The 26319-nt window shown below is 72.3% G+C and carries 26 protein-coding genes; 16 read left to right on the forward strand and 10 right to left on the reverse strand.

Going from position 1 to position 26319, the window contains the following annotated elements; all coding sequences use genetic code 11:
* Positions 1-23: 23 nt before the first annotated feature.
* Positions 24-1163, reverse strand: coding sequence for a 4-hydroxyphenylpyruvate dioxygenase (gene hppD / locus ACH4PY_RS14640; RefSeq protein ID WP_398181070.1), 1140 nt, complete (start codon positions 1161-1163; stop codon positions 24-26).
* Positions 1164-1293: 130 nt separating this feature from the next.
* On the opposite strand from hppD, the gene ACH4PY_RS14645 reads away from it, so the two are divergent.
* The 3 genes from ACH4PY_RS14645 to ACH4PY_RS14655 all read left to right on the forward strand — a co-directional run bounded on the left by ACH4PY_RS14645 (position 1294) and on the right by ACH4PY_RS14655 (position 3810).
* The gene (locus ACH4PY_RS14645; protein WP_398181073.1) at positions 1294-1764 is read left to right on the forward strand and encodes an Lrp/AsnC family transcriptional regulator; all 471 of its coding nucleotides are present in this window, start codon (positions 1294-1296) and stop codon (positions 1762-1764) included.
* A 68-nt stretch (positions 1765-1832) separates the two neighbouring features.
* The gene (locus ACH4PY_RS14650; RefSeq protein WP_398181075.1) at positions 1833-2447 is read left to right on the forward strand and encodes an ArsR/SmtB family transcription factor; all 615 of its coding nucleotides are present in this window, start codon (positions 1833-1835) and stop codon (positions 2445-2447) included.
* Positions 2448-2538: 91 nt separating this feature from the next.
* Positions 2539-3810 carry an MFS transporter gene (locus ACH4PY_RS14655; RefSeq protein ID WP_398181078.1) on the forward strand — a complete coding sequence of 424 codons (1272 nt, stop codon included), beginning with the start codon at positions 2539-2541 and terminating at the stop codon, positions 3808-3810.
* 9 nt (positions 3811-3819) lie between these two features.
* Here the strand turns inward: ACH4PY_RS14655 and ACH4PY_RS14660 are convergent, their stop codons facing one another.
* The 3 genes from ACH4PY_RS14660 to ACH4PY_RS14670 all read right to left on the reverse strand — a co-directional run bounded on the left by ACH4PY_RS14660 (position 3820) and on the right by ACH4PY_RS14670 (position 7488).
* Positions 3820-4608: a S16 family serine protease gene (locus ACH4PY_RS14660; RefSeq protein WP_398181080.1), complete on the reverse strand. Its 789-nt coding sequence runs from the start codon at positions 4606-4608 to the stop codon at positions 3820-3822.
* A 59-nt stretch (positions 4609-4667) separates the two neighbouring features.
* Positions 4668-5465: an IclR family transcriptional regulator gene (locus ACH4PY_RS14665; protein WP_398181083.1), complete on the reverse strand. Its 798-nt coding sequence runs from the start codon at positions 5463-5465 to the stop codon at positions 4668-4670.
* A gap of 241 nt (positions 5466-5706) precedes the next feature.
* On the reverse strand, positions 5707-7488 hold the full coding sequence (locus ACH4PY_RS14670; RefSeq protein WP_398181085.1) for a DEAD/DEAH box helicase: 1782 nt from the start codon (positions 7486-7488) through the stop codon (positions 5707-5709).
* Positions 7489-7703: 215 nt separating this feature from the next.
* On the opposite strand from ACH4PY_RS14670, the gene ACH4PY_RS14675 reads away from it, so the two are divergent.
* The gene (locus ACH4PY_RS14675) at positions 7704-9071 is read left to right on the forward strand and encodes an FAD-binding oxidoreductase (protein WP_398181088.1); all 1368 of its coding nucleotides are present in this window, start codon (positions 7704-7706) and stop codon (positions 9069-9071) included.
* A 40-nt stretch (positions 9072-9111) separates the two neighbouring features.
* On the opposite strand, the gene ACH4PY_RS14680 is transcribed toward ACH4PY_RS14675, so the two are convergent.
* Positions 9112-9594, reverse strand: a complete 483-nt coding sequence (locus ACH4PY_RS14680) for an SsgA family sporulation/cell division regulator (RefSeq protein ID WP_398181091.1) — start codon at positions 9592-9594, stop codon at positions 9112-9114.
* A 270-nt stretch (positions 9595-9864) separates the two neighbouring features.
* Here ACH4PY_RS14680 and ACH4PY_RS14685 point away from each other — a divergent pair, with 270 nt between their 5' ends.
* Positions 9865-11058, forward strand: coding sequence for an RDD family protein (locus ACH4PY_RS14685; protein ID WP_398181093.1), 1194 nt, complete (start codon positions 9865-9867; stop codon positions 11056-11058).
* Positions 11059-11173: 115 nt separating this feature from the next.
* On the forward strand, positions 11174-11899 hold the full coding sequence (locus ACH4PY_RS14690; protein ID WP_398181096.1) for an RDD family protein: 726 nt from the start codon (positions 11174-11176) through the stop codon (positions 11897-11899).
* A gap of 41 nt (positions 11900-11940) precedes the next feature.
* Here the strand turns inward: ACH4PY_RS14690 and ACH4PY_RS14695 are convergent, their stop codons facing one another.
* Positions 11941-12225 (reverse strand): hypothetical protein, encoded by a 285-nt coding sequence (locus ACH4PY_RS14695; protein ID WP_398181099.1) that lies wholly within the window; start codon positions 12223-12225, stop codon positions 11941-11943.
* Between the two features lie 353 nt (positions 12226-12578).
* On the opposite strand from ACH4PY_RS14695, the gene ACH4PY_RS14700 reads away from it, so the two are divergent.
* Together ACH4PY_RS14700 and ACH4PY_RS14705 are read left to right on the forward strand one after the other, a co-directional pair.
* Positions 12579-15011 carry an immune inhibitor A domain-containing protein gene (locus ACH4PY_RS14700; RefSeq protein ID WP_398181102.1) on the forward strand — a complete coding sequence of 811 codons (2433 nt, stop codon included), beginning with the start codon at positions 12579-12581 and terminating at the stop codon, positions 15009-15011.
* A gap of 88 nt (positions 15012-15099) precedes the next feature.
* A complete protein-coding gene (locus ACH4PY_RS14705; protein ID WP_398181105.1) occupies positions 15100-15402 on the forward strand; it encodes a hypothetical protein in 303 nt (100 codons plus the stop codon).
* 3 nt (positions 15403-15405) lie between these two features.
* On the opposite strand, the gene ACH4PY_RS14710 is transcribed toward ACH4PY_RS14705, so the two are convergent.
* Together ACH4PY_RS14710 and ACH4PY_RS14715 are read right to left on the reverse strand one after the other, a co-directional pair.
* Complete coding sequence (locus ACH4PY_RS14710) at positions 15406-15981, reverse strand: isochorismatase family protein (protein ID WP_398181108.1); 576 nt, start codon at positions 15979-15981, stop codon at positions 15406-15408.
* 306 nt (positions 15982-16287) lie between these two features.
* A complete protein-coding gene (locus ACH4PY_RS14715; RefSeq protein ID WP_398181111.1) occupies positions 16288-17610 on the reverse strand; it encodes a nicotinate phosphoribosyltransferase in 1323 nt (440 codons plus the stop codon).
* A 135-nt stretch (positions 17611-17745) separates the two neighbouring features.
* Here ACH4PY_RS14715 and clpS point away from each other — a divergent pair, with 135 nt between their 5' ends.
* The 8 genes from clpS to ACH4PY_RS14755 all read left to right on the forward strand — a co-directional run bounded on the left by clpS (position 17746) and on the right by ACH4PY_RS14755 (position 23300).
* Positions 17746-18063 carry an ATP-dependent Clp protease adapter ClpS gene (gene clpS, locus ACH4PY_RS14720; protein ID WP_398181114.1) on the forward strand — a complete coding sequence of 106 codons (318 nt, stop codon included), beginning with the start codon at positions 17746-17748 and terminating at the stop codon, positions 18061-18063.
* Positions 18063-18632, forward strand: coding sequence for a DUF2017 domain-containing protein (locus ACH4PY_RS14725; protein ID WP_398181117.1), 570 nt, complete (start codon positions 18063-18065; stop codon positions 18630-18632). The genes clpS and ACH4PY_RS14725 overlap by 1 nt, the downstream gene beginning before the upstream one ends.
* 72 nt (positions 18633-18704) lie before the next feature.
* On the forward strand, positions 18705-20219 hold the full coding sequence (locus ACH4PY_RS14730; protein WP_398181119.1) for an amino acid permease: 1515 nt from the start codon (positions 18705-18707) through the stop codon (positions 20217-20219).
* A gap of 88 nt (positions 20220-20307) precedes the next feature.
* Complete coding sequence (locus ACH4PY_RS14735; protein WP_398181122.1) at positions 20308-20727, forward strand: Mov34/MPN/PAD-1 family protein; 420 nt, start codon at positions 20308-20310, stop codon at positions 20725-20727.
* A 59-nt stretch (positions 20728-20786) separates the two neighbouring features.
* Positions 20787-20900: a putative leader peptide gene (locus tag ACH4PY_RS14740; RefSeq protein WP_398181125.1), complete on the forward strand. Its 114-nt coding sequence runs from the start codon at positions 20787-20789 to the stop codon at positions 20898-20900.
* A gap of 159 nt (positions 20901-21059) precedes the next feature.
* The gene (locus ACH4PY_RS14745) at positions 21060-21338 is read left to right on the forward strand and encodes a MoaD/ThiS family protein (protein ID WP_398181128.1); all 279 of its coding nucleotides are present in this window, start codon (positions 21060-21062) and stop codon (positions 21336-21338) included.
* A complete protein-coding gene (locus ACH4PY_RS14750; protein ID WP_398181130.1) occupies positions 21338-22288 on the forward strand; it encodes a PLP-dependent cysteine synthase family protein in 951 nt (316 codons plus the stop codon). The genes ACH4PY_RS14745 and ACH4PY_RS14750 overlap by 1 nt, the downstream gene beginning before the upstream one ends.
* Before the next feature lie 259 nt (positions 22289-22547).
* Positions 22548-23300 (forward strand): MBL fold metallo-hydrolase, encoded by a 753-nt coding sequence (locus ACH4PY_RS14755; RefSeq protein WP_398181132.1) that lies wholly within the window; start codon positions 22548-22550, stop codon positions 23298-23300.
* 132 nt (positions 23301-23432) lie between these two features.
* Here ACH4PY_RS14755 and ACH4PY_RS14760 read toward each other — a convergent pair whose 3' ends face one another.
* Together ACH4PY_RS14760 and ACH4PY_RS14765 are read right to left on the reverse strand one after the other, a co-directional pair.
* A complete protein-coding gene (locus ACH4PY_RS14760; RefSeq protein WP_398181135.1) occupies positions 23433-24704 on the reverse strand; it encodes a PTS transporter subunit EIIC in 1272 nt (423 codons plus the stop codon).
* 182 nt (positions 24705-24886) lie between these two features.
* Positions 24887-26206 (reverse strand): PTS transporter subunit EIIC, encoded by a 1320-nt coding sequence (locus tag ACH4PY_RS14765; RefSeq protein WP_398181138.1) that lies wholly within the window; start codon positions 26204-26206, stop codon positions 24887-24889.
* Positions 26207-26319: the final 113 nt, after the last annotated feature.

Raw genomic sequence — 26319 nt, forward strand, 5'->3', positions numbered from 1 at the left:
CGCGGACCCCACCGGTCTACGGCTCACAGGTTGCCGCGGCGCTCCTGCTCACGCTCGATCGCCTCGAAGAGGGCCTTGAAGTTGCCCTTGCCGAAGCCCATCGAGCCGTGCCGCTCGATCATCTCGAAGAAGACGGTCGGGCGGTCCTGGACGGGCTTGGTGAAGATCTGCAGCAGGTAGCCGTCCTCGTCGCGGTCGGCGAGGATCTTCAGCTCGCGCAGTTCGTGGAGGGGGACGCGGGTGTCGCCGACCCATTCGCCGAGGGTGTCGTAGTAGGAGTCGGGGGTGTCGAGGAATTCGACGCCCGCGGCGCGCATGGCGCGGACGGAGGCGACGATGTCGTTGGTGGCCAGCGCGATGTGCTGGACGCCGGGGCCGCCGTAGAACTCCAGGTATTCGTCGATCTGGGATTTCTTCTTGCCGGCCGCGGGCTCGTTGAGCGGGAATTTCACCTTGAGCGTGCCGTCGGCGACGACCTTCGACATGAGGGCGGAGTATTCGGTGGCGATGTCGTCGCCCACGAATTCCTTCATGTTGGTGAAGCCCATGACGCGGTTGTAGAACTCCACCCATTCGTTCATGCGGCCGAGTTCGACGTTGCCGACGCAGTGGTCGACGGCCTGGAAGTAGCGGCGGGCGGGCGGTTCGACGAGCGGGGCGGCGGTGTCGTACCCGGGCAGGTAGGGGCCGTCGTAGCCGGTGCGCTCGACGAGGGTGTGCCGGGTCTGCCCGTACGTGGCGATCTCGGCGAGCACCACCGTGCCGTGGTCGTCCTTGAGCTCGTACGGCTCCGCGAGGCCGGTGGCGCCGTGCTCGACGGCGTACGCGTACGCGGCCCGGGTGTCGGGCACCTCGATCGCGAGGTCGATCACGCCGTCGCCGTGGGCGGCGACGTGCTCGGCGAGGAAGCGGCCGCGCTCGGTCACGGGCTTGATGACGGAGGTGAGGACGAAGCGCGCGCCACCCGACTCCAGGACGTACGAGGCGGTCTCGCGGCTGCCGTTCTCGGGCCCGGAGTACGCCACCCGGCGCATTCCGAACGCGGTGGAGTAGTAGTGCGCGGCCTGCTTCGCGTTGCCCACCGCGAAGACGACCGCGTCCATGCCCTTGACGGGGAAGACGTCCCCGGTCCCGTCCGTGGTCTCGCCCTTGGTCTCAGTCATGCCCACAGCGTCTCCCCGGCTCTCAGGGTGCGCAACAGTTCCGGATTTCCATGGACAAGCTGTCCAGCGGAAGCGACGATCGGGGGGTCAATCTGTGCAGGATGACCATGCGGAAGGCCGGTGGGCGGGGATGGGGATCGACGCGCTGGACGGGCGGCTCATCGTGCTGCTGGACCAGGAGCCGCGGATAGGCGTCCTGGAGGCCTCCCGCCGCCTCGGCGTGGCCCGCGGCACCGTCCAGGCCCGCCTGGACCGCCTCCGCTCCCAGGGCGTGGTCCGCGGCTTCGGCCCCCAGGTCGACCCGGCGGCGCTGGGCTACCCGGTGACCGCCTTCGCGACCCTGGAGATCCGCCAGGGCCTCGGCCCCGACGTCCGCGCCCACCTCGCGTCCGTCCCCGAGGTCCTGGAGCTGCACACCACCACCGGCGAGGGCGACATGCTCTGCCGCCTGGTCGCCCGCTCCAACGCCGACCTCCAGCGTGTGATCGACCGCGTCGTCGGCTTCCACGGCATCGTCCGCGCCTCGACGGCCATCGCCCTGGAGAACCCGGTGCCGATGCGGATCATCCCCCTGGTGGAGCAGGCGGCGCGGGAGGCGTAGCGGCAGGGACCGGGCGTGCAAAGGTTGCTTTGCAAAATCCGTTGCAAAGGAACCTTTGCACGCCTAGCGTGGTCCGTGTGACCGACCTGCCCGCGGCCGAGGCGCCGCGCCACGACGACGTGCCCCCGCTCGATCCGCGGTCGCTGCGCGGGCTCGCGCATCCGCTGCGGGTGCGGCTGCTGGGGGCGCTGCGGGAGTTCGGGCCCGCCACCGCGTCCGCGCTCGCCGCGCGGCTCGGGGAGTCCAGCGGGGCGACCAGCTACCACCTGCGGCAGCTCGCCGCGTACGGGTTCGTCGTGGACGATCCCGGGCGGGGGACGGGGCGGGAGCGGTGGTGGCGGGCGGCGCACCGGGGGAGCCGGGTGGACAGTGTCACGGAGTTCATGCGGCACCCGGATCCGGAGGTGCGCGGGGCCCTCAACACGCTGCTGTTCGCGCAGGCCGCCGCGCATTCCGAGGAGCTGGGCGCCTGGCTCGGCACCATGGGGGAGTGGCCCGAGCGGTGGCAGGAGGCCTTCGACGTCAGCGACTTCACCCTGCACCTCACCCCGGACCTCGCCCGTGAGCTGGACGACCGGCTGCACGAGCTCATCGACTCCTACCGCGGCCAGGTCGCGGAGGACGCCGCGGACTCCGCCCGGATCCGCGTCCACCTGCACGCCTTCCCGCGCCACGCGGACTAGCCGCACGAAGCCGCCGCGCAGAGCAACCGCGGTCCGCCCGCCCACCCGGCGGCGGACCGGCCCGCAGACGCATCACGTCCCAGGGGGAAACGTGCCCACCGACCGTGCCGACCGGCGACCGCTGGTCCTGCTGCTCGTCGCCAACGTCATATCCGTCACCGGCAACATGCTGACGATCGTCGCCGTCCCGTGGTTCGTGCTCCAGACCACCGGCAGCCCGGCTCGCGCCGGGCTCGTCGCCTTCGCCTCGACACTGCCGGTGGCGGCCGCCGCGCTGCTCGGCGGGCCGCTCATCGACCGGCTCGGGCAGACCGTGAGCAGTGTGGTGTCCGACGCGGTGTGCGCCGTCGCGGTCGGGGCGATCCCCGTGCTGCACATGGCGGGCGCGCTGTCGTACGGGACGCTGCTCGCGCTCGTCGCCGTCTCCGGGCTGTTCCACGCGCCCGGCGAGACCGCGCGGGAGGTGCTCATGCCGCGGCTCGCGGAGCTGGCGGGCACGACCGTGGCGCGGGCGTCCAGCGGCTACGAGGGCGCCACGCGCGGGGCGCGGATGCTCGGGGCGCCGCTCGCCGGGGGGCTCATCGCGGCGCTCGGCGCGGCCGACGTGCTGCTCGTGGACGCCGCGACCTTCGCCGCCTCCGCGCTGCTGATCGGCCTGGGTGCCCGCGCGCACGGCAGGCCGCGCGGCAAGGACGCGGAGCCCGCGGAGCTGGGCTACGGGGCGCAGTTGCGCGAGGGCTACGGGTATCTGGTGCGCGCCCGGCTGCTGTTCGCGGTCGTGGTGATGGTGATGGTCACCAACGCGCTGGACCAGGCGTGGTCGGCGGTGCTGCTGCCGGTCGACGCGCGCGAGCACCTCGGCGGCGCGTACGCGATCGGGCTGGTGTCCGGGGCGACGGGCGGCGCCGCGCTCGTCGGCTCGCTGCTGTACGGCGCGTACGGGCACCGGCTGCCGCGCCGCGGGCTGTTCATCGGGGCGTTCCTGGTCGCGGGCTTCCCGCGCACCGCGGTCGCCGCGTTCGTGCCGGGGCTGCCCCCGCTGATGGCCGTCACGGCGACGTGCGGGATCGCGGCGGGCGTGCTCAACCCGATCATCGGTACGGAGATGGTGCGGCTCGTCCCGGAGCGGCTGCGCAGCCGGGTCTTCGGCGCCGTCACGTCCGGGTGCCTGATGGCGATGCCGCTCGGCGGGCTCGCCGCCGGGTATCTGGTGCAGTACGCCGGGCTGCGGGCCACGCTCGCCGCCGTCAGCGGCGCCTACCTGCTCACGACGCTGAGCCCGCTGGTGCTGCCCGCCTTCCGCAGCTGGGACGCCCCGCACCCGCAGGCCGCGACGGTCACGGTGTCCGCGGACGCCGCCTGAGCGGGCGCCTCAGCAGGTGGGCGTCTTCTTCCCCGCCGCGAGCGCGTCCAGCGCGGACAGGGTGCCGTTCAGCGTCTCGACGGGGATGAGCTGAAGGCCCTTCGGCAGCCGGGCCTTGGCGTCCGAGCACTCCGCGCGCGGGACGAGGAAGACGGTGGCGCCGTCCCGCCGGGCGGCCAGCTCCTTGAGGGGCACACCGCCGACCGCGCCGACCTTGCCCTGCGCGTCGATCGTGCCGGTGCCGGCGATGACACGGCCGGCGGTGAGGTCGCCGCCGCGGCCGTTGCCGGCGATCTTGTCGATGATGCCGAGGGAGAAGAGCAGTCCTGCGCTGGGGCCGCCGACGTCCGCGAGCCGCAGCTCGACCTTCACCGTGGAGGGTGACAGGTGGAGATGGTTCAGGGCCGCGGCGGTCGCGTCCTGCTGCGACTGCGTCATCTCCTTCTGGTTGACCTTGTCGATCTCCTCGGTCGTGTTCCCGCTGGGGTAGACCGCCTCGCGCGGCATCGCGGCCTGGTCGTCGGCGAACCACGCCTTGGCCACGTCCGTGAAGTGCACCGACGCCGACGGCCCCGTCGCCTGGATGGTGACCATCCGCAGCTGCCCGCTGGTGGCCCGCACCGGGGACCCGCTGACCGTGATGACCGGGGTGCCCGCGTTGCTGCCGAGCACGTCGGCGGTGAGCCCGGGCTCGGCGATGACCACCGGCAGCGGCGCGAGGGCGGCCACGGCCAGCAGGGCGGCCACGACCGCCGAGCACGCGGCGAGGATCGTGGAGCGGCGGGAAAGCTTAGGCATGCGCCCGACCTTATTTCACCCGGGCGCCCGCCCCGAACCCGCGCCCCCCGCGGCAGGCCTCAGCGCAGCGCCTCGGAGACCTCCGTCGCGGCCTCCACCACCCGCGGTCCCACCCGCTCGGGCACCGCCTCGGAGAGCATCACCACGCCGACGCTGCCCTCCACGCCCGGCACCCCCAGCAGCGGGGCCGCGGCGCCGCTCGCGCCCGCCTCCAGCTCGCCGTGGGTGAGGACGTAGCGGACCCGGTCGGTCGCCAGGCCCGTGCCGACGGTGGCGGTACCGGTACGCACCAGGGTGCCGCGCTCGTCGCCCGTACCGCCCGCGGGGTCGGCGTCGGCCGTGGCGCCCTCGCCCTCGGCCTCGACGCTGTCGGCGAAGCGCTCCCAGCGGCTGCCGTCCGCGGTGGGCTGCATGCCGCGCCCGGCGAGGATGGCCCGGCCGGCCGCGCCGCGGTCCAGCGGGTGCCGGAAGCCCGTGCGGTAGGCGACGTGGTAGTCGGTCCAGGTGGGTTCGACCACGGCGACGGCGAGCGCCTCGCTGCCGTCGACGAGGGTGAGGTGGGCGGTCGCGCCGATGTCCTCGGCCAGCGAGCGCAGCGCGGGCAGCGCCGCCTCGCGCAGCAGCGGGTGCACCTGGTGGGCGAGGCCGAGCACACCGAGGCCCACCCGGGCCCGGCCGCCGAGGTCGCGGCGGACCAGCGAGTGCTGCTCCAGGGTGGCCAGCAGCCGGTAGACGACCGTCCGGTTGACGCCGAGTTTGGACGCCAGTTCGGTGACGGTCAGCCCGTGGTCGGTGTCGGCGAGCAGTTTCAGGACCCGAAGGCCCCGGTCCAGTGTCTGAGACGTCTCGGCGGTCACGACGCCCCTCCCTCATAGAATCGGCGGCGCCTGTCGGGGGGATGCACCGCCGGTCCCGCGGCGGTGCGCGGAGAGGCCGCCGGATGTCGGCTTACCGGCTGCGCTCCGCGGCGGCTCTGCCACGGCGCGTGCGTGATCGGCACGGTAGCGGTCGTGTACCGCTCAGCGGAAGAGGCCGTCCACAATCCGGGCGGTGTGGTGACGCCTCGTTGCTTTTCATATCGCTGTAACACAGCCGAAATCATCGCATTCGGGTGGCCCACTCCTGCACCTTCTTGATCCGTTCGCCGAGCTGACCGGCGGTCGCCTCGGCACTCGGCGGACCGCCGCACACCCGGCGCAGCTCCGTGTGGATCACGCCGTGCGGCTTGCCGCTCTGATGGTTGTACGCGGCGACCAGGGTGTTCAACTGCTTTCGCAGCTCCAGCAGCTGCCGGTGCGAGACGACCGGGCGGCGCTCGGCGGGCAGCTCCAGCAGATCCGCCTCCTCGTCCGGCTTGCGCCGGCTGTGCGCGATCTGCCGGGCCTGCCGCCGCTGCAGGAGTATCTGCACCTGGTCCGGCTCCAGCAGCCCCGGAATGCCCAGGTAGTCCTGCTCCTCCTCGCTGCCCGGGTGCGCCTGCATGCCGAACTCGGCGCCGTCGTAGAGCACCCGGTCGAAGACCGCGTCGGACTCCAGCGCCTCGAAGGGCAGTTGGTCGTCGTCGGTGGCCTCGTCCTGCTCCCGCTCGGCCTCCGCGAGCAGCTGGTCCTCCTCGGCGTACGGGTCGTCCTCGCCCGCCTTCTTCGGCTTGTCGAGCACATGGTCGCGCTCGACCTCCATCTCCGCGGCGAACTCCAGCAGCGTCGGGATCGTCGGGACGAAGACGGACGCCGTCTCGCCGCGCCGCCGTGACCGCACGAAACGGCCCACCGCCTGCGCGAAGAACAGCGGCGTGGAGATCGTCGTGGCGTACACCCCGACCGCCAGCCGCGGCACGTCCACGCCCTCCGACACCATCCGCACCGCGACCATCCAGCGGTCCTCCGACGCGCTGAACTCCTCGATCCGCTTGGACGCGCCCGTGTCGTCCGACAGCACCACGGTCGCCTTGTTGCCGGTCAGCTCGCGCAGCAGCTTGGCGTACGCCCGCGCCGAGTCCTGGTCGGTGGCGATCACCAGGCCGCCCGCGTCCGGGATGCCCTTGCGCACCTCGGTCAGCCGCTGGTCGGCGGCCCGCAGCACGTTCGGCATCCAGTCGCCGGTCGGCGCCAGCGCGGTACGCCACGCCTGCGCGGTCGCGTCCTTCGTCATCGGCTCGCCCAGCCGCGCCGCGATCTCGTCGCCCGCCTTGGTGCGCCAGCGCATGTTGCCGCTGTACGACATGAAGATCACCGGCCGCACGACGTTGTCGGCGAGCGCGTTCCCGTAGCCGTACGTGTAGTCCGCGGAGCTGCGGCGGATGCCGTCGTTGCCCTCCTCGTACACCACGAACGGGATCGGGTTGGTGTCCGACCGGAAGGGCGTACCGGTCAGCGCCAGCCGCCGCGTCGCCGGCTCGAACGCCTCCAGGCACGCCTCGCCCCACGACTTGCTGTCGCCGGCGTGGTGGATCTCGTCCAGGATCACCAGCGTCTTGCGCGACTCGCACCGGTTGCGGTGCAGCATCGGCCGCACGCCGACGCCCGCGTACGTCACGGCCACGCCGTGGAACTCCCGCCCGACCGGACCCGCGCTGTACTGCGGATCCAGCCGGATCCCTATCCGCGCCGCCGCGTCCGCCCACTGCGTCTTGAGATGCTCGGTCGGCGCCACGACGGTGATCTGCTGCACCAGGTGGTTGTGCAGCAGGTACGACGCGAGCGACAGCGCGAACGTGGTCTTGCCGGCGCCGGGTGTCGCCACCGCCAGGAAGTCCCGCGGCTGGCGCGCCACGTACGCGTCGATGGCGCCCTGCTGCCAGGCCCGCAGCTTGTTCGCCGTCCCCCAGGGCGCGCGGCCGGGGAAAGCGGGGGACAGGTGGTGGGGGTGCGAGGTAGTCACGGTCTCCGGCGGGGGGTGGAAGGCGGCGGCCGGCCCAGCCGGCCCGTGGGACGCCCCAGCGTAACGGCCACCGGCCCGGCCCTCGGCTCTGACGCTCAGCCCCCCACGTCTGTGCGACCGACGTCACACCGTGGTCCCTGCCCTCCGCGCAGGGCGGCGCCCCCGGCGGAGAAGAGACCTAGTGCGACAGGCGTCGCGGATGCGAAGGTAAGGGAATGGGTGAGGTCATCGAGGAGTTGGCAGCCGGGCTGCCCGGCGGGGCAGTGATCACGGACGCGGCGGTCGCGGAGGCGTACTCCGCGGACATGGCGGGATTCTCCGAGGCGGGCACCCCCCTCGCCGTCGTGCTGGCGCGCACCGTCGAAGACGTCCAGCACGTGATGCGGACCGCGTCCGCGCACGACGTCCCCGTCGTCCCGCAGGGCGCCCGCACGGGTCTTTCGGGCGGCGCCAACGCCGTGGACGGCTGCATCGTGCTGTCGCTCGCGAAGATGGACCGGATCCTGGAGATCGACCCGGTGGAGCGGATCGCCGTCGTCGAGCCCGGTGTCGTCAACGCCGTGCTGTCGCGCGCGGTCGGCGAGCAGGGGCTGTACTACCCGCCGGATCCGTCGAGCTGGGAGCAGTGCACGATCGGCGGCAACATCGGGACCGGCGCGGGCGGCCTGTGCTGCGTCAAGTACGGCGTCACCGCCGAGTACGTGCTCGGCCTGGACGTCGTGCTGGCCGACGGGCGGCTGCTGAGCACCGGGAGGCGTACGGCCAAGGGCGTCGCCGGGCTGGACCTGACGCGGCTGTTCGTGGGCTCCGAGGGCACCCTCGGGGTCGTGGTGCGGGCGGTGCTCGCGCTCAAGCCTGCGCCGCCGCAGCAGCTCGCGATGGTCGCCGAGTTCCCGTCGGCGGCCGCGGCGGGCGCCGCGGTGTGCGCGATCATGGCGGGCGGGCACGTGCCGTCGCTGCTGGAGCTCATGGACGGCACGACGGTGCGGGCGGTCAACGCGCTGGCGAAGATGGGGCTGCCGGAGTCCACCGAGGCGCTGCTGCTGGCCGCGTTCGACACCCCGGACGCGGCGGCCGACCTCGCGGCGGTCGGTGAGCTGTGCACGGCCGCGGGCGCGACCGAGGTGGTGCCCGCGGAGGACGCGGCGGAGTCGGAGATGCTGCTCCAGGCGCGGCGGCTGTCGCTGACGGCGCTGGAGAAGGTGTCGACGGCGATGATGATCGACGATGTGTGCGTGCCGCGCGGACGGCTCGCGGACATGCTGGAGGGCGTCGCCGCGATCGCCGCGAAGCACGACCTGACGATAGGCGTGTGCGCGCACGCGGGCGACGGCAACACCCACCCCGTCGTCTGCTTCGACCGGCACGACGAGGACGAGACCGGGCGGGCCCGCGCGTCCTTCGACGAGATCATGGCGCTCGGTCTGGAACTCGGCGGCACGATCACCGGCGAGCACGGGGTGGGTCTGCTCAAACGCGAGTGGCTGGCCCGGGAGATCGGCCCGACCGGCATGGAACTCCAGCGCGGCATCAAGGCCGTGTTCGACCCCAAGGGGCTGCTCAACCCCGGCAAGGTCTTCTGACGCCCGCACCGCGTGCGGGCGGTCTCCCGCGGCGCCCCCGTCACGCACCGGTGTCGGGGGTGTCGTCCGAGGACTCCTTCCACGGGTCGCGCAGCCACAGGTCGTCACCGGCGGCGGGCGCGAGCAGCCGCTCCAGCCCGTCGTCCATGCCCAGTTGCTCGTGCTCGGTGCCCGGCGGCACCGCCCGCAGGGTGCGCTCCAGCCAGGCCGCGACGGGCGACGAGGGCGCCTCCAGCAGCGCCTCGCCGTCCGGTGAACTGAGCGCCATGCACAGCACGCTGCGGCCGCCCACCTTCGTCGGCCAGATCCGCACGTCGCCGTGCCCGCAGGGGCGGAAGACGCCCTCCACGATCAGCTCACGGGCGAAGGTCCAGTTGACGGGCAGGTCGGAACCCACATGGAAGGTGATGTGCACGGCGAACGGGTCGTCCGTGCGGTAGACCAGCCGGGCCGGCACCGGGATGCTGCGCTCGGGCGACAGCACCAGTTGCATTTCGAGTTCGCGTTCCACCACGGTCTGCATCGAGTCGACGTCCTTTCCTTGGCGCGGTGGCCCCAGTTGGCGGGTGTCGCGAGCGGGGCCAGCACCTGGAGAGAGCGCGTGCCTCCCTCACCATTACGCGACTTCTCGGGTTTCGGTTCAAAATTCCGGAAGAGGGGGCGCGCGGGGGCGCGGACGGGTAATGACGTGTCAGACGGGGTGGCGCGCGGTGGCGCGAGCCCAACGGCCGCCCGGGTCTGGTATGTCTGGACGCTGTATCCCCCGGCCGAGCAGATACGGAAGCTGTGACCCATGAGCGCTCCCCCTTCTGGTACCTCCGGTCCTTCCGGCGCGGCCGGGGCCGGCGGCTCGCCGTCACCGGCGCCGGGCTACTACCCGGACCCGTCGATTCCGAACTACATCCGGTACTGGAACGGCACGTCGTGGGTCCCGGGGACGAGCCGCCCCGCGCCCGGTTCCGCCGCACCGGCCTCCGCCGCGCCCGCCGCCCCCGCGCTGGACGAGTCCGGTCCCGTCTTCCTCGACGCCGACCCGACCGCGCCCGCCGCCGTCCAGGGCGAACCCGAGCAGCCGGCGCCCGCCGCGCCCTCCGCCGCCTCCGCTCCCTCCGCCGCACGGCCGGTGTGGCCCGACCCTACGGCCTCCCGGCCCCCGGCGGCCGCCGCCGCGGGGGGCCCGGCTCCCGCCGCGCCCGTGTGGCCGGTGCCCGCCGCCAACCCGCCCGGCGGTGACCTGCCGCCGATCTCCTGGCGCGCACCGGACGGGGGCGGCGCCGCCCGCCCGCTGGTGCCGCAGCCGCAGGCCCCCGAGCAGCCCTCCTGGACGACGCCCTCGCCCGTCGGGCCGCCGGCGCCCGGGACGCCGGTCGCCACGCCGCCCGCGGTGCCGCAGCAGGGCCCGGCGCCCTGGGCGGAACAGGTCCAGGAGCTGGCCCGGGACGGCGGCGCCGCGGTGCCGTGGCGGCCCGTCGCCGCCGACCCCTTCGCCTCCGCCCGCGGCCACGACCGGCCCGGCGGCCTGTGGCGCCGCTTCGCCGCGCGACTCGTCGACACCGTGCTCTTCGCCGCCGTCACCGGGGCGGCGGCGGTGCCGCTGGGCTCGGCGGCCTACCACCACGCCAAGGACAAGATCGACGCGGCCAAGCTCACCGGCGAGACGGTCAAGGTGTGGCTGCTCGACACCACGACCGGTGCGGAGGCGGGGGCGATCCTGCTGGTCGCCGTCCTCGCGGGGGTGCTGCTGGAGGTGCTGCCCACCGCGCGCTGGGGCCGCACGCTCGGCAAGAAGCTGATGGGTCTGAAGGTCCTCGACATCGAGGGCCAGCTCCCCCCGAGCTTCGGCGTCAGCCTGCGCCGCTGGGCGCTCCGCTCGGTCCTCAACGCGCTCGCCGTCGGCGTCGTCGGTGTGGCCTGGGCCCTCTTCGACCGCCCCTGGCGCCAGGGCTGGCACGACAAGGCCGCCCGCACGTTCGTCGCCGGAGCCTAGCCTCGCCGGGTACGTTCTCCGCCGCGCCGGGCGGTCGGCGCTCTCGCGGGGTCCGGGTCCCCCGGATGGATCTTGGCGGCGGGCGCACCGTCAGCTCGCGGGTTTGACTCGGGTCATGAGCAGTGATCAGCCGCCGCCCACCCAGCCGCAGCCGCCGCCCGGCAACCCGTACGACAACCCGCCGCCCGGCGGGGGCAACCCGTACGGCAACCCCCCGCCCGGCGGAGGGGGCGGCGGCCAGTGGGGCGGTAACCCCTACGGCAACCCGCCGCCCGGCGGAGGCGACCCGTACGGCAATCCCCCGCCCGGCGGCGGCGACCCGTACGGCAACCCCCCGCCGGGGCAGGGCGGACCCCCGCCCGGTTACGGCGGCGGCGGGGGTGGCGGTGGGCAGCAGCCCCTGCCGGGGATGCCCCCGCTCGCGGCGGCGGGCAAGCGGGTCATCGCCCGCGTCATCGACATCGTCATCGTGCTGGTCCCCGCGGGCCTGCTGGACTGGGCGGCGGGCGGTGTGCACGGCAGCGACTGGAGCGCCGGGCGCTCTGCGATCGGCGGGGTCTTCACCGCCGGGCTCGGCTTCCTCTACGAGTGGTACATGACGAAGTCCACCGGTCAGACGGTGGGCAAGAAGCTGATGGGCCTGCGGGCGGCGATGCTCGCCGACGGCAGCGTGCCGGGCACGAACGCGGCCGCGGTGCGCGCCGCGGTGCTGTGGCTGCCGGCGTTCTGCTGCAGCTGCTTCTGGTTCCTGCTGATCGGGATCACCGTGCTGTTCGACAAGCCGTACAAGCAGGGGCTGCACGAGAAGGCGGCCAGGACCGTGGTCGTGACCGCCGTCTGATGGGGCGCCGCACGCAGGGGACGGCGGCGCCGCACGAGGTCTCAGCGCCGCAGGCTGTGCTCCTCGACCCGCTGCGGCTCCGTGCCGCCGGCCACCCGGGAGCGGGGGACCGGGACGGCGGCGGGCTGCGGGGCGGCGGTGCGGCGGCGGGCCGCGCCGGGCGCGGTGACCGCGACGGCGACGACCAGGCCGAGCAGCAGGCCGACGGCGGCGACGGCGACGACGGCGGCGCCGGAGCTGATGTCGGCGACGAGCAGCGCCGCGAGGGTGGACAGGACGACGGTGAGGGAACCGTAGAAGAGTTGCGCGGACGTCGGACGTGGCATCGGAAGGACCGTCCTCGGGTACGTCGAAGCGGGGGCACGCTGACGGGTGGCTCGTGTTCGGCATGCCCGGGGGCGCCACCCGGTAAGCACAACCTTACCGACGGTGCGGTGCACGAGGGGGCGCACGGGGTCGCACGCGCGTCCGATGCCGTGCGAGGTGCGGGGCGCGGGGGGAGCGCGGCCGGAGGGGGCGTCACCGCCCGTGCCCGGTACGGGAGTCCGGTGGAGCTGACGTCCGCTCAGCGGAGCCGTGAAACCGGTAAACGTACTGTCCTGCCATGCTCAAGTCAAGGTCTGTTTTTTCCTCCGGCACTCCGATGCAATGGTCTTTCCCAAGGGGAGGTCAATTAATCTTGAAGATTCAGCGGAGGATCACCCACACCGCCGCGTTGTCCCTGGCCATCGCCGTTCTGGGGGTGCTGCCCACCGCCACCGCGGCGGGCGCCGCCGGGGCGGACCGGGGGAGCGCGCCCGCGGGCGTGCCGGCGGCTTCGTCCCACGACCCGGCGGGCAACCAGTCCCACGACCTGCCGGGCCCCTTCAGCGCGCAGCAGGACGCCGAGCGCTCCGCCGCGCTCCAGCAGGTCGTCGCGGGCCGGGCCACCGTGCAGCAGATCGGCGGCTCGAAGGTCGTCGACCTCGGCCACGGCAAGAGCGCCAAGGGCGGCAAGGGCAAGAGCAAGTACGTCGAGCTGGGCCGGGAGAAGACCGACAAGATCTTCACCATCCTCGCGGAGTTCGGCGACCAGGTGGACAGCACGACCACCTACGACCCGGACGGTCCGGACGGCCCCCAGCCGCCCGTGACCAAGTACGGCGGCGACCCGGGCCCGGCGCACAACCAGATCGCCCGGCCCGACCGCTCCAAGGACACCAGCACCGCCTGGCAGGCCGACTACAACCAGCAGCACTTCCAGGACCTCTACTTCAGCCACGCCGCCGGCAAGGACTCGCTCGCGACCTACTACGAGCGCCAGTCCTCGGGCCGCTACTCCGTGGACGGTGAGGTCTCCGCCTGGGTCAAGGTGCCCTGGAACGAGGCCCGTTACGGCTCGAACTACTGCGGCAGCACCATCTGCTCCAGCGCCTGGGACCTGATCCGCGACGCGACGACCGCGTACGTCGCCGACCAGAAGGCCCAGGGCCGCACCGACGCGCAGATCAAGGCGGACCTGGCGCAGTACGACCAGTGGGACCGCTACGACTACGACGGCGACGGCAACTTCAACGAGCCCGACGGCTACATCGACCACTTCCAGATCGTGCACGCCGGTGTCGACGAATCCGGCGGCGGCGGCGCGCAGGCCACGAACGCGCTGTGGGCGCACCGCTGGTACGCGTACGGCACCGACGTCGGCCGCACCGGCCCGGCGGACAACCGCGCGGGCGGCACCCAGATCGGCGACACCGGCATCTGGGTCGGCGACTACACCCTCCAGCCGGAGAACGGCGGCCTCGGCGTCTTCGCCCACGAGTACGGCCACGACCTGGGCCTGCCCGACGAGTACGACACCACGTACATCGGCGAGAACAACACCGCCTTCTGGACGCTCATGTCCTCCGGCTCCTGGCTCGGCACGGGCGGCGACTCGATCGGCGACCGCCCCGACGACATGAACGCCTGGGACAAGCTCCAGCTGGGCTGGCTCAACTACGGCACGGCCAAGGCCGCGACCCGCTCCACCACCAAGCTGGGCGTCGCCGAGTACAACACCAAGGACAAGCAGGCGCTGATCGTCGGCCTCCCGGACAAGACGGTGACCACGACCGTCACCCAGCCGGCCGAGGGCGACAAGCAGTGGTGGTCGGGCAGCGGCGACGACCTGTCCAACACGCTGACCCGCGCGGTCGACCTCACGGGCACGTCGTCCGCGTCCCTCACCCTCAAGGGCTGGTGGGACATCGAGGAGAACTACGACTTCCTCTACACCGAGGTCTCCACGGACGGCGGCGCCAACTGGACCCCGATCGACGGCACCGCCAACGGCAAGGCGCTGCCCCGTGACGGCGGCGGCTACCCGGCGCTCACCGGCACCAGCGGCGCCTACGAGGACCTGTCCTTCCCGCTCGACGCCTACGCCGGGAAGCAGATCCAGCTGCGCTTCCGCTACCTGACCGACGGCGGCGTCGCCCAGCAGGGCTTCACCGCCGACGCGATCAGCGTCACCGCGGACGGCTCGGCGGTCTTCAGCGACGGCGCCGAGAGCGACGACAACGGCTGGACGGCCAAGGGCTTCAGCCGCATCGGCGCGTCCTTCACCGACGACTACCCCGAGTTCTACATCGCGGAGAACCGGCAGTACGTCTCCTTCGACCAGACGCTGAAGACCGGCCCGTACAACTTCGGCTGGCTCAACACCGCCCCGCAGAAGGCCGAGCACTTCCCGTACCAGAACGGGCTGCTCATCTGGCTGTGGGACACCTCGCAGGCCAACAACGACGTCGGCCTGCACCCCGGTCAGGGCGAGATACTCCCGGTCGACGCGCACGCCAAGGCCGAGAAGTGGTCGGACGGCACGATCATGCGCAACCGCATCCAGGCCTACGACTCGACCTTCAGCTGGTTCCCGACCAAGGGCCTGACCCTGCACAGCAACGGGGTCGCGACGAAGATCGAGCCCAAGCTCGGCGCGCCGGTCTTCGACGACCACTACGGCACGTACTACGACGCGAGCAACCCGTACGGCAGCGTGCAGGTGCCCGACACCAACACGCGCATCACCATCGTGTCCCAGCCGCTGGACGGCAGCACCATGACGGTGCAGGTCGGCCCGGCCCACCGCTGACCCCGTCACGGGGCGTTTGACCTGCGGTAACGATGCGTTCGGCCGCCGTCTGCTGGTGGACGGCGGCCGAACGGCGCACGATGTGAGCATGGCGGTCGGAGGCTTCAGCAAGCTGCCGAGCGGCACGGTCATCGTGGCGCTCGCGCTGCCCGACCCTGCCGACGCGGCACACCGGATACGCGTGGTCGTCCACGCGCTCAACCGGCAGCGCGCCCTGACCCGGCTCAGCAACCTCGGCTTCCGCGGCGCCCGCCTCACCGGCAACGCCGAACCGCCCACGCCGGACGAGATCAGCGCGGTCCTGCACCACCCGGACGGCCTGATCTGGCGCGACTACCGCGCCCGCACGTCCGACCCCTGGCACCCGATATCCGCGCTCAACCGCGTCTGAGGCCTACGCCTCCACCAGCTCCACACCCGCGCCGCGCAGCTCGTCCAGCGCCCGCCGCACGGTCTCCGGCGCCACCCCCGCGGTCAGCCGCAGCAGCACCCGGGTCGTGAACCCGGCGCGCGCCGCGTCCAGCGCGGTGGCCCGCACACAGTGGTCGGTCGCGATCCCCACGACGTCCACCTCCGCGACCTCCCGCGCGGTCAGCCAGTCCGCGAGGCTCGTGCCGTTCTCGTCCTGCCCCTCGAAACCGCTGTACGCGGCCGCGTACGCGCCCTTGTCGAAGACCGCGTCCACCGCGCCCGACGCCACCGCGGGCGTGAAGTTCGGATGGAAGCCGACCCCCTCCGTCCCCGCCACGCAGTGCACGGGCCAGGACGTCACGAAGTCCGGGTGCTCCGAGAAGTGGTCCCCCGGGTCGATGTGGTGGTCGCGGGTCGCCACGACGTGCCGGTAGCTCCCGGCGGACTCCCCGATCAGATCCGTGACCCCGGCGGCCACGTCCGCCCCACCGGCAACCGCGAGGCTGCCTCCCTCGCAGAAGTCGTTCTGCACGTCGACGACGATGAGTGCGCGGTGCATGATGCCCTTCCGGCGGATGGATGGATACGGCCTGAGCGTGAGGATTCTCCCGCACCCTCCCCGCGCCCGCACGGGGGGGTGCGGCACGCCCCGCCGGGGCGCGCATGCCGCGCGGGGCAACCACCAGGGGCGCGGGGAACTGCGCGGCCCGCCCCCACCGGCCGGTGGTCCGGGACGGACCGAACTGCCCCTTTCGGCCGGTGGCGACGTGCAGGCGCGCTGTGGCTGAGCGCGCAGTTCCCCGCGCCCCCAGAAAAACGCCTGCCCTCCTTCGCGAAGGAGCCCGGGTCCGGGGCGGCGCCCCGGTTACAGCACCTCCGTGGGGAGCACCGGCTCGCCGCGGGAGAGCTGGGTCGCGGACACGGGCAGCGAGGCGCGAGCCTCGATGTGGCGCAGCCTCGCCGCCTCCAGGGGCTCGCGGCCGATGATGTCCCCGCCCCGGACGAGGGGCACGAGCAGCTGCCGGTCGGTCAGCTCCGCGGGAATCGGCCCGCTCCCGACGACCTCCGCGGCGGCGACCCCGTCCGCGTCCACCCGCCGCGCGGCCCACTTGCGGCCGCCGACGCTGGTCTTGCCGCCCATGGACTTCTTGGCGACGGGTACGAGCGGCCCGCCGTCGTCGCCGGCGCGGGCGACGAGCTTGTAGACCATGGAGCACGTCGGGTGCCCGCTGCCGGTGACGAGCGAGGTGCCGACGCCGTAGGAGTCGACGGGCGCGGCGGCGAGCGAGGCGATGGCGTACTCGTCGAGGTCGGACGTCACGACGATCTTCGTGTTCTTCGCCCCGAGGTCGTCGAGCTGCTGCCGCACCCGGTGGGCGAGCAGCAGCAGGTCGCCGGAGTCGATGCGGACCGCGCCGAGTTCGGGTCCGGCGATCTCGACGGCGGCGCGGACGGCCTCGGCGACGTCGTAGGTGTCGACGAGCAGCGTGGTGCCGCGGCCGAGGGATTCGACCTGGGCGGTGAAGGCGTCGCGTTCGGTGTCGTGCAGCAGGGTGAAGGCGTGGGCGCTGGTGCCGACGGTGGGGATGCCGTAGCGGAAGCCCGCGGCGAGGTTGGAGCTGGTGCGGAAGCCGCCGACGTAGGCGGCGCGGGAGGCGGCGACGGCGGCGAGTTCGTGGGCGCGGCGGGCGCCCATCTCCAGCAGCGGGCGGCCGCCGGCGGCGACGGCCATGCGGGAGGCGGCCGCGGCGATGGCGGAGTCGTGGTTGAGGATCGACAGCACGACCGTCTCCAGGACGACGGCCTCGGCGAAGGTGCCCTCGACGCGCAGGATCGGCGAGCCGGGGAAGTAGACCTCGCCCTCGGGGTAGCCCCAGATGTCGCCGCTGAAGCGGTAGCCGGCCAGCCATTCGAGGGTGTCGTCGTCGACGACCTGCTCGCGGCGCAGGAAGTCCAGGACGGGCGCGTCGAAGCGGAAGTTCTCGACGGCGTCGAGCACCCGGCCGGTGCCCGCGACGACGCCGTAGCGGCGGCCTTCCGGCAGCCGCCGGGTGAAGGCCTCGAAGACCGAGCGGCGGTGCGCCGCCCCGCTGCGCAGTGCGGCCTGCAGCATGGTCAGCTCGTAGCGGTCGGTGAAAAGCGCGGTGGACGGCACGTCCACCGGCAGTCCCAGCTCTGCTGTGCTCATGGCTCCGATGCTACCCCCGATTTCGTCAAACTGACGAGATCTCCGTCGTGTGCGGCCCCTCACACGGTGAGAAGGCGCCCCGCGCACACCCCGGCTGGCACGCCCATTTGTGCGAGAGCCCCCACCGGCGGCAGCATGGAACCTGTGAGTGTCGCGCCTGTCGAGCCCGTCGAGACCCGCCCCGCTTCGAGCGAAGCGCCGTTCGAGGTGCCGGAGCCGGACGTCCCCTGGGTGACGCTCGTGCACAACGACCCCGTCAACCTCATGAGCTACGTGACCTACGTCTTCCAGACGTACTTCGGCTATTCCAAGGACAAGGCCACCAAGCTCATGGAGGACGTCCACTACAAGGGGAAAGCCGTGGTCTCCAGCGGCACCCGCGAAGAGATGGAGCGCGACGTGCAGGCGATGCACGGCTACGGCCTGTGGGCGACCCTGTCGCAGGACCGCTGATGGGCCGCCGCCGCGCCCGGCGGGGCGTGTTCACGGGCGTCGACGGCGGAGGCGCCGCGATCCTGCTGGACGAGGACGAGATCTCCATCCTGCGCACGCTCGCCGTGCAGCTGCTGGAGCTGATCGGCCCCGGCCCGGGAGCCGCCGAGTCCGACCCGGACGCCGACCCGCTCGCGGAGCTGTTCGCCGAGGGCCCCAGCAAGCCCCCGGAGGACCCGGCGCTGGCCAGGCTCTTCCCCAACGCCTACGAGGACGACGGGGACGCCTCGGAATTCCGCCGCTTCACCGAGAACGACCTGCGCTCCCGCAAGCGCGAGGACGCCCTCGCGATGGTGCGCTGCCTCGACCGCGACGGCTCGGAGCTGCGGCTGGCCCCGCCCGAGGCCCGCCAGTGGCTCGGCGCGCTCAACGACCTGCGGCTGACGATCGGCACCTACCTCGACGTCAGCGAGGACGACCAGAACGGCCTCTACCAGCTGCCCGACAGCGACGAGCGCAAGCCCATGGTGATGGCCTACCTCTGGCTCGGCAGCCTCCAGGAGTCCCTCGTCGAGGCGATGACCGGCTGAGACCGCCCGCGCGGCCCCCCGGGTGGCGGAGCGTGGATTCCGGCGTACCGCCCGCGTGGTACGGATCCGGGCATGACGGACGTGAAGGACGTGCCGCCCGGCGCCCCCGCCCCCGGCGGCGGCACGGGCCCGGGCGGGGACGCGGACGCCGACTACGAGCGCGGGCTCGGCAGCCGGCAGATCCAGATGATCGCGATCGGCGGCGCCATCGGCACCGGGCTCTTCCTCGGCGCGGGCCGCGCCATCCACCAGGCGGGCCCCAGCCTGATCCTGATGTACGCCGTCGCGGGCGCCGCGGTCTTCGCGATCATGCGCGCGCTCGGCGAACTGCTCACCTACCGCCCGGTGTCCGGCTCCTTCGCCGACTACGGCCGGGAGTTCCTGGGCCCCTTCGCGGGCTACGTCACCGGCTGGACGTACTGGCTGATGTGGGTCGTCACCGGGATGGCCGAGGTCACCGCCGCGGCCACCTACGTGCAGTACTGGTGGCCGCACGTACCGCAGTGGACGGCGGCCGGCGGCTTCCTGCTGGTGCTCTTCGCGGCCAACCTGATCTCGGTGAAGCTCTTCGGCGAGGTCGAGTTCTGGCTGTCGATGATCAAGGTGACCGCGATCGTCGGGATGATCCTCATCGGCGTCGCCGTGCTGACCCTCGGCGTGTCCGCGGCCGGCGACACCGCGTCGGCCGGCCACCTGTGGCAGGACGGCGGCTTCTTCCCGCACGGCATCGGCCGGTCGCTGCTGACCCTCCAGATCGTCATGTTCGCCTACATCGCCGTCGAGCTGGTCGGCGTGACCGCGGGCGAGGCGCAGAACCCCCGCGAGACGCTGCCCAAGGCCATCAACACCCTGCCGTGGCGCATCGTGCTGTTCTACGTCGGCGCGCTCACCGTCATCCTGTGCGTGGTGCCCTGGACGCACTTCCAGCCCGGGGTCAGCCCCTTCGTGGCCGCCTTCGCCGTCATCGGCATCCCCTTCGGCGCCGGCATCGTCAACTTCGTGGTGCTGTCGGCCGCCCTGTCGTCGTGCAACTCCGGCATGTACTCCACCGGCCGGATGCTCCGCGACCTCGCCGTCAACGGCCAGGGCCCGGCCTTCTTCTCCCGACTCACCGGCCGCCGCACCCCCGCGGCCGGCACCGCCGCGTCGGTCGCCCTGATGGGCGTCGGGGTGTGGATCAACTACGTCGACCCCGACGGCGCGTTCACGTACATCACCGCCTTCGCGACCGTCGCCGGGGTGTGGACGTGGGGCGTCATCCTCTGCTCCCACATCCGCTACCGCGCCGCCGTCCGCGCCGGGCGCGCCGCCACCGCGTGGTTCCGCGCCCCCGGCGGGGCCGCCGCCAGCTGGGCCGCGCTCGGCTTCCTCGCCGCCGTGCTCGTCATGACCGGCGCCGACAGCCAGGCCCGGATCTCGCTCTACGGGGTGCCCGTGTGGTTCGCGCTGCTCGCCGCCGGATACCGGGTGCTGCGCCGCCGCAACCCCGCCGCCTTCACCCGCCGCCCGCACCTGCCGCCGCGGCCCGCCGAGACGGCGCCGGGCACCCCGGACGGCCCGGCTGCACCCGACGCGGCGGCGCTGTGACCGCGCGGCCCGCCGCGCTCGTCCGGGACGCTGTGAGACCGGCCACCGGCGGGGGAGGGACGACGGGGGCGGGCGGTACTTTTCTTGCATGCTGACCATCACCCAGGAGCTGCACGACGCGATCGTGGCCCACGCCCGCGCCGACCACCCCGACGAGGCCTGCGGCATCGTGGCCGGTCCCGAGGGCAGCGGCCGTCCCGAGCGCTTCATCCCGATGCTGAACGCCGCCCGCTCCCCGACCTTCTACGAGTTCGACTCCACCGACCTGCTGGGGCTCTACCGGGACATGGACGACCGGGACGAGGAGCCGGTGATCGTCTACCACTCGCACACCGCGACCGAGGCCTACCCCTCGCGCACCGACATCTCGTACGCCAACGAGCCCGGCGCGCACTACGTCCTGGTGTCCACCGCGGAGGAGTTTTCCGAGCCGCAGTTCCGCTCGTTCCGCATCGTGGACGGCACGGTGACCGAAGAGCCGGTCACAGTAGTGGCTTCGTACGCCTGACGTCCCGGATACCGAGACGAGGCCCTGGGGCCGGTGGCGGGAATCGATACGATGAGCCCATGGTTTCCTCCGACGTGAGCGACAAGGCGCCGGGCTCGCTGCTCGTGGCGCGGCTGCACGTCGACCTGTGCCGCCGCACCAGCGCGGCGTGTCCGTCCGCCCCCGGCGACTGACGGCGCGCCCCGCCCTGCCGCACGCGACCCCAGGGCCCCCGGGCCCCGGACCCGCACGACCGCACGAACCCCGTACGGCCCGCACAGCACCGCAGCCAGCCCGCGTCGCCACCGCGACACGAACCCCCGCATGCCCCACGCACTCACTGGAGCGAACGAATGGCCATCGAGGTCCGCATCCCCACCATCCTCCGCACCTACACCGACGGCGAGAAGTCCGTGGAAGGCAGCGGCAGCACGCTCGACGAGCTGCTCACCGACCTCGACACCCGGCACGCCGGCCTGCGGGCCCGGGTCGTGGAGGAGGGCGAGCTGCGCCGCTTCGTCAACGTCTACCTCAACGACGAGGACGTCCGCTTCCTCAAGGGCATCGCGACCGACGTCAAGGACGGCGACAGCGTGACGATCCTGCCCGCCGTCGCCGGGGGCATGGCCTGATGCGCTACGACAGCCCGCTGGCGGCCGTCGGCAACACGCCGCTGGTCCGCCTGCCGCGCCTGTCCCCGTCCGACGAGGTGAGCGTCTGGGCGAAGCTGGAGGACCGCAACCCCACCGGCTCCGTCAAGGACCGCCCTGCCCTGTACATGATCGAGCAGGCCGAGGCGGACGGACGCCTCACCCCCGGCTGCACCATCCTGGAGCCGACCTCCGGCAACACCGGCATCTCGCTCGCGATGGCCGCCCGCCTCAAGGGCTACCGCATCGTGTGCGTGATGCCGGAGAACACCTCCTCCGAGCGCCGCGAGCTGCTCGCCATGTGGGGCGCCGAGATCATCTCCTCGCCCGCGGCCGGCGGCTCCAACACCGCCGTACGCGTCGCCAAGGAACTGGCCGCCGAGCACCCGGACTGGATCATGCTCTACCAGTACGGCAACCCGGCCAACCCCGGCGCCCACTACGCCACCACCGGCCCCGAGATCCTCGCGGACCTGCCGACCATCACCCACTTCGTCGCAGGCCTCGGCACCACCGGCACCCTCATGGGCGTCGGCCGCTACCTGCGCGAGAAGGTGCCCGGTGTCACGATCGTCGCCGCCGAGCCGCGCTACGACGACCTGGTCTACGGCCTGCGCAACCTCGACGAGGGCTTCGTGCCGGAGCTCTACGACGAGTCCGTGCTGACCACCCGCTTCTCGGTCGGCTCGCAGGACGCCGTCCGCCGCACCCGCGAACTCCTCGCCCAGGAAGGCATCTTCGCCGGTGTCTCCACCGGCGCCGCGCTGCACGCCGCGCTCGGCGTCGCCGCCAAGGCGCAGCGCGCGGGTGAACGCGCCGACGTCGTCTTCGTCGTCGCCGACGGCGGCTGGAAGTACCTGTCGACGGGCATCTACACCGCCCCCAGCGACGAGGCCGCCGTCGCCGCCCTGCACGGCCAGCTCTGGGCCTGAGCCCCCCGCACGTCCCGGGGCGACACCCCGGGACGTGCGCCACGCCCGGTGTCGCGCACCACACAAATCGCCAAGTGCGGCCGTACGGGACGGAAAAGAACCCCCGGACTGGTGATTCCGCCCACAACGGGGTGCCACGGTGGCCCCGCGCGGCGCAGCGCGCCTTACCCTCGCAAGACATGGCGGACCGCTTCCGCCAATACCCCCACGCCCTCAGGAATGGGGTGAATGCGGCGCGCCCACGGAGGTGTTTCCCGGAATGAAGCTCACCGTCGTCGGCTGCTCGGGGTCTTTCCCGTCCGCGGACTCGGCCTGTTCGAGCTATCTCGTCGAGGCGGACGGCTTCCGGCTGCTCATCGACATGGGAAACGGCGCCCTCGGCGAACTCCAGCGGCACGTCGGGCTGTACGACCTCGACGCCGTCGTGCTGAGCCATCTGCACGCCGACCACTGCATCGACATGTGCGGCTACTTCGTCGCCCGCTACTACCGGCACGACGGCGGCCCCGCCCCCGTCATCCCCGTCTACGGCCCGGCCGGCACCGAGCGGCGGCTCAACATCGCGTACGGCGACGTGCCCGACGAGAAGTGCATGAGCGAGGTCTTCGACTTCCGCACCCTCACCCCCGGCCGCTTCTCCCTCGGCCCCTTCGACGTCACCACCGACCTGGTCAGCCACCCCGTCGAGGCCTACGGCTTCCGGCTCGGCCACCAGGGCCGCACCCTCGCGTACTCCGGTGACACCGGCCCCTGCCGGGCCCTCGACACCCTCGCCGAGGGCGCCGACCTCTTCCTGTGCGAGGCGTCCTTCGTGCACGGCAAGGAGGACATCCCCGACCTCCACCTCAACGGCCTGGAGGCCGGCCAGATCGCCGACCGCGCCGGCGTCTCGCGCCTGGTGCTCACCCACATCCCGCCGTGGACCAGCCCGGCGGTCAACCTGCGCGACGCCCGCACCGCCTTCGACGGGCCCGTGGAACTGGCGAAGGCGGGCGCGGTCTACCAGCTGTAGTCCAGCCGGCAGGCCACACCCGCCTCACACCCGCCCGCCCACGGCACCCGGCAGGTGCGCAGCAGGTTCCCGTATCGGTACGGGAGCCCGGCCGGACGCCGGGGCGGGTGGTCCGCTACTTCGTGGGGTCCGCTACTTCGTGAGGTCCTCGATCTCCTCCTCGGGCTCGCGGCCCGGGGTCTTGAGGTCGAACTTGAGGATCGCGAACCGGAAGACCACGTAGTAGATCACCGCGAAGACCAGTCCGATCGGGATGATCAGCCAGGGCTTGGTGGCGTGGCTCCAGTTGATCGCGTAGTCGATCAGGCCCGCGGAGAAGTTGAAGCCCGCGTGCACGCCCAGGCCCCAGGTGATCGCCATCGAGGCCGCCGTGAGCACGATGTGGATCACGTACAGGATCGGCGCGATGAACATGAACGAGAACTCGATCGGCTCGGTGACACCGGTCACGAACGAGGTCAGGCCGATGGAGACCATCATGCCGAGGACGGCCTTGCGGCGCTCCGGGCGGGCGGTGTGCGCCATCGCCAGGGCGGCGGCCGGCAGACCGAACATCATGATCGGGAAGAAGCCGGACTGGAACATGCCCGCGGTGTGGTCGCCCGCGAGGAAGCGCGGGATGTCACCGTGCACGACGGTGCCGGAGGCGTCGGTGAAGTCGCCGATCTGGAACCAGGCCACCGCGTTGACGAACTGGTGCATGCCGACCGGGATCAGCGCGCGGTTCACACCGCCGAAGATCGCGGCACCGCCGGAGCCGAGACCGGTCATCCAGTTGCCGAAGTGCGTGATGCCGTTGCCGATGGGCTCCCAGACGAGGCCGAAGAACACACCGATCAGCAGGCCGACGAAGGCCATCAGGATCGGGACGAGGCGGCGGCCGTTGAAGAAGCCGAGCCAGTCGGGCAGCTTCGTGCGGTGGAAGCGCTGCCACACGATCGCGGACAGCAGACCCATGATGATGCCGCCGAGGACGCCCGGGTCGTTGTAGACCGCGGCGACGTCGATGCCCTTGTTCGCGGTCGTGTTGATGATCGCGTCGTGGACGGGGAAGGCCTGGAGCACCTTGGTGTAGACCAGGAAGCCGACCAGGGCGGCCAGCGCGGTCGAGCCGTCGGACTTCTTCGCGAAGCCGATGGCGACGCCTATGCAGAACAGCATCGGCAGCGCGCCGGTGAGGGCGCCGCCCGCGTTCGCGAAGACGGACGCGACCTTGTCCCAGTGCAGGCCCTTCGAGCCGAAGACATCGTCCTGGCCCAGCCGGACCATGATGCCGGCGGCGGGCAGGACGGCGATCGGCAGCTGAAGGCTGCGGCCGACCTTTTGCAGCCCCTGGAAGAGGCCGGAGCCCCGCTTCTTTGCGGGGGCCGCCGGAGTGCCGGCGGTGGCCGTGGCCGTTGTCATCAGATTCCTCCGTGGTCTATACCACTCAGTGGTGTAGACCAGTTTTACACGACCCCTACGGGTAAAGGAATCCGCGCTTCCGGGTGCGCTGCGTCACACCGCTCACGCACAGCGAAGACCCCCCAGTCCGCTGACCAGGGGGTCTTACGCATGGTCCGGGCCGCCGTCACGCGGTGTCGCGGTTATTTGACGTTGTCGCGCTCCATCTCCTCGCCCAGCTCCTCCGGCTCGCGGCCCGGCGTTTTCAGATCGAAATACTGGATCACCGCGCGGAAGAGCACGTAGTAGACGACCGCGAAGCCCGCGCCCACCACCAGGATCAGCCACGGCTTGGTCGCCAGGTTCCAGTTGATGACGTAGTCGATCAGGCCCGCGGAGAAGCTGAAACCGTCCTTGATGCCCAGCGCCCAGCACAGCGCCATCGACACACCCGTGAGCACCGCGTGGAACGCGTACAGCAGCGGCGCGATGAAGAGGAACGAGTACTCGATCGGCTCGGTGATGCCCGTCACGAACGAGGTCAGCGCGACCGACAGCATCAGCCCGCCGACCTCCTTGCGGCGGTGCGGCTTGGCCGTGTGCGTCATCGCCAGCGCCGCCGCGGGCAGCGCGAACATCATGATCGGGAAGAAGCCGGTCTGGAACTGCCCCGCCGTCGGGTCGCCCGCCAGGAACCGCGGGATGTCGCCGTGCACGACCGTGCCGTCCGGCTTGGTGAAGTCACCGAACTGGAACCACACGAAGGTGTTCAGGAACTGGTGCAGGCCCACCGTGAGCAGCGCGCGGTTCGCCACACCGAAGATGCCCGCACCCCACGAGCCCAGGTCCACCAGCTTCTTGCTGAAGCTCGTCAGACCGTCGCCGATCGGCGGCCAGATGAACAGGCACACCACCGCGAAGGCGATCGCCACCCCCGCCATGATGATCGGGACGAGACGGCGGCCGTTGAAGAAGCCCAGCCAGTCCGGCAGCCTCGTGCGGTGGAAGCGCTGCCACAAGAAGGCGGTCAGCAGACCCATCACGATGCCGCCGAAGACGCCCGGAGTCTGGAACTCCGCGAGCGTCGTCGTCCCGTCCTTGAGCGTGCACGCCCCCGCGAGCTGCCCGAGCTGGGTGTACGTCGCACCCGGCGGGCAGTCCTTCGGGAAGCGGGTGAGGATGCCGAAGAAGACCAGGTAGCCGGCGACCGCGGCCAGCGCCGTAGAGCCGTCCGAGCGCTTGGCCATGCCGATCGCCACGCCCACGCAGAAGAGCAGGGGCAGGCCGAAGTTGCCGTCCAGCAGCGCGCCGCCCGCGCCCACGAAGACCTTCGCGACCCGGTCCCAGCCGAGACCGTCGGGGCCGAAGACGTCGTCCTGGCCGAGCCGGTTGATGATGCCCGCGGCCGGGAGGACGGCGATCGGCAGCTGGAGGCTGCGGCCCATCTTCTGCAGACCCTGGAAGAACCTGCTGCCCCAGCCGCGCCGTACCGGCCCGCTCGCGGCGGCGTCCGCGGCGCTCACCGGGTGGCTCCGCGGGGGCGCTGCTCGCGTACAGTGGTGTAGACCACTTGGGGGTGCGGGTGACCGGCATCCATGATCGACATGGTGGTCCATGGGGCGGCCCACCGCCCGTG

It is taken from the genome of Streptomyces sp. NPDC021224 (assembly GCF_044332905.1).
In the GTDB taxonomy this organism is placed as follows: Bacteria; Actinomycetota; Actinomycetes; order Streptomycetales; family Streptomycetaceae; genus Actinacidiphila.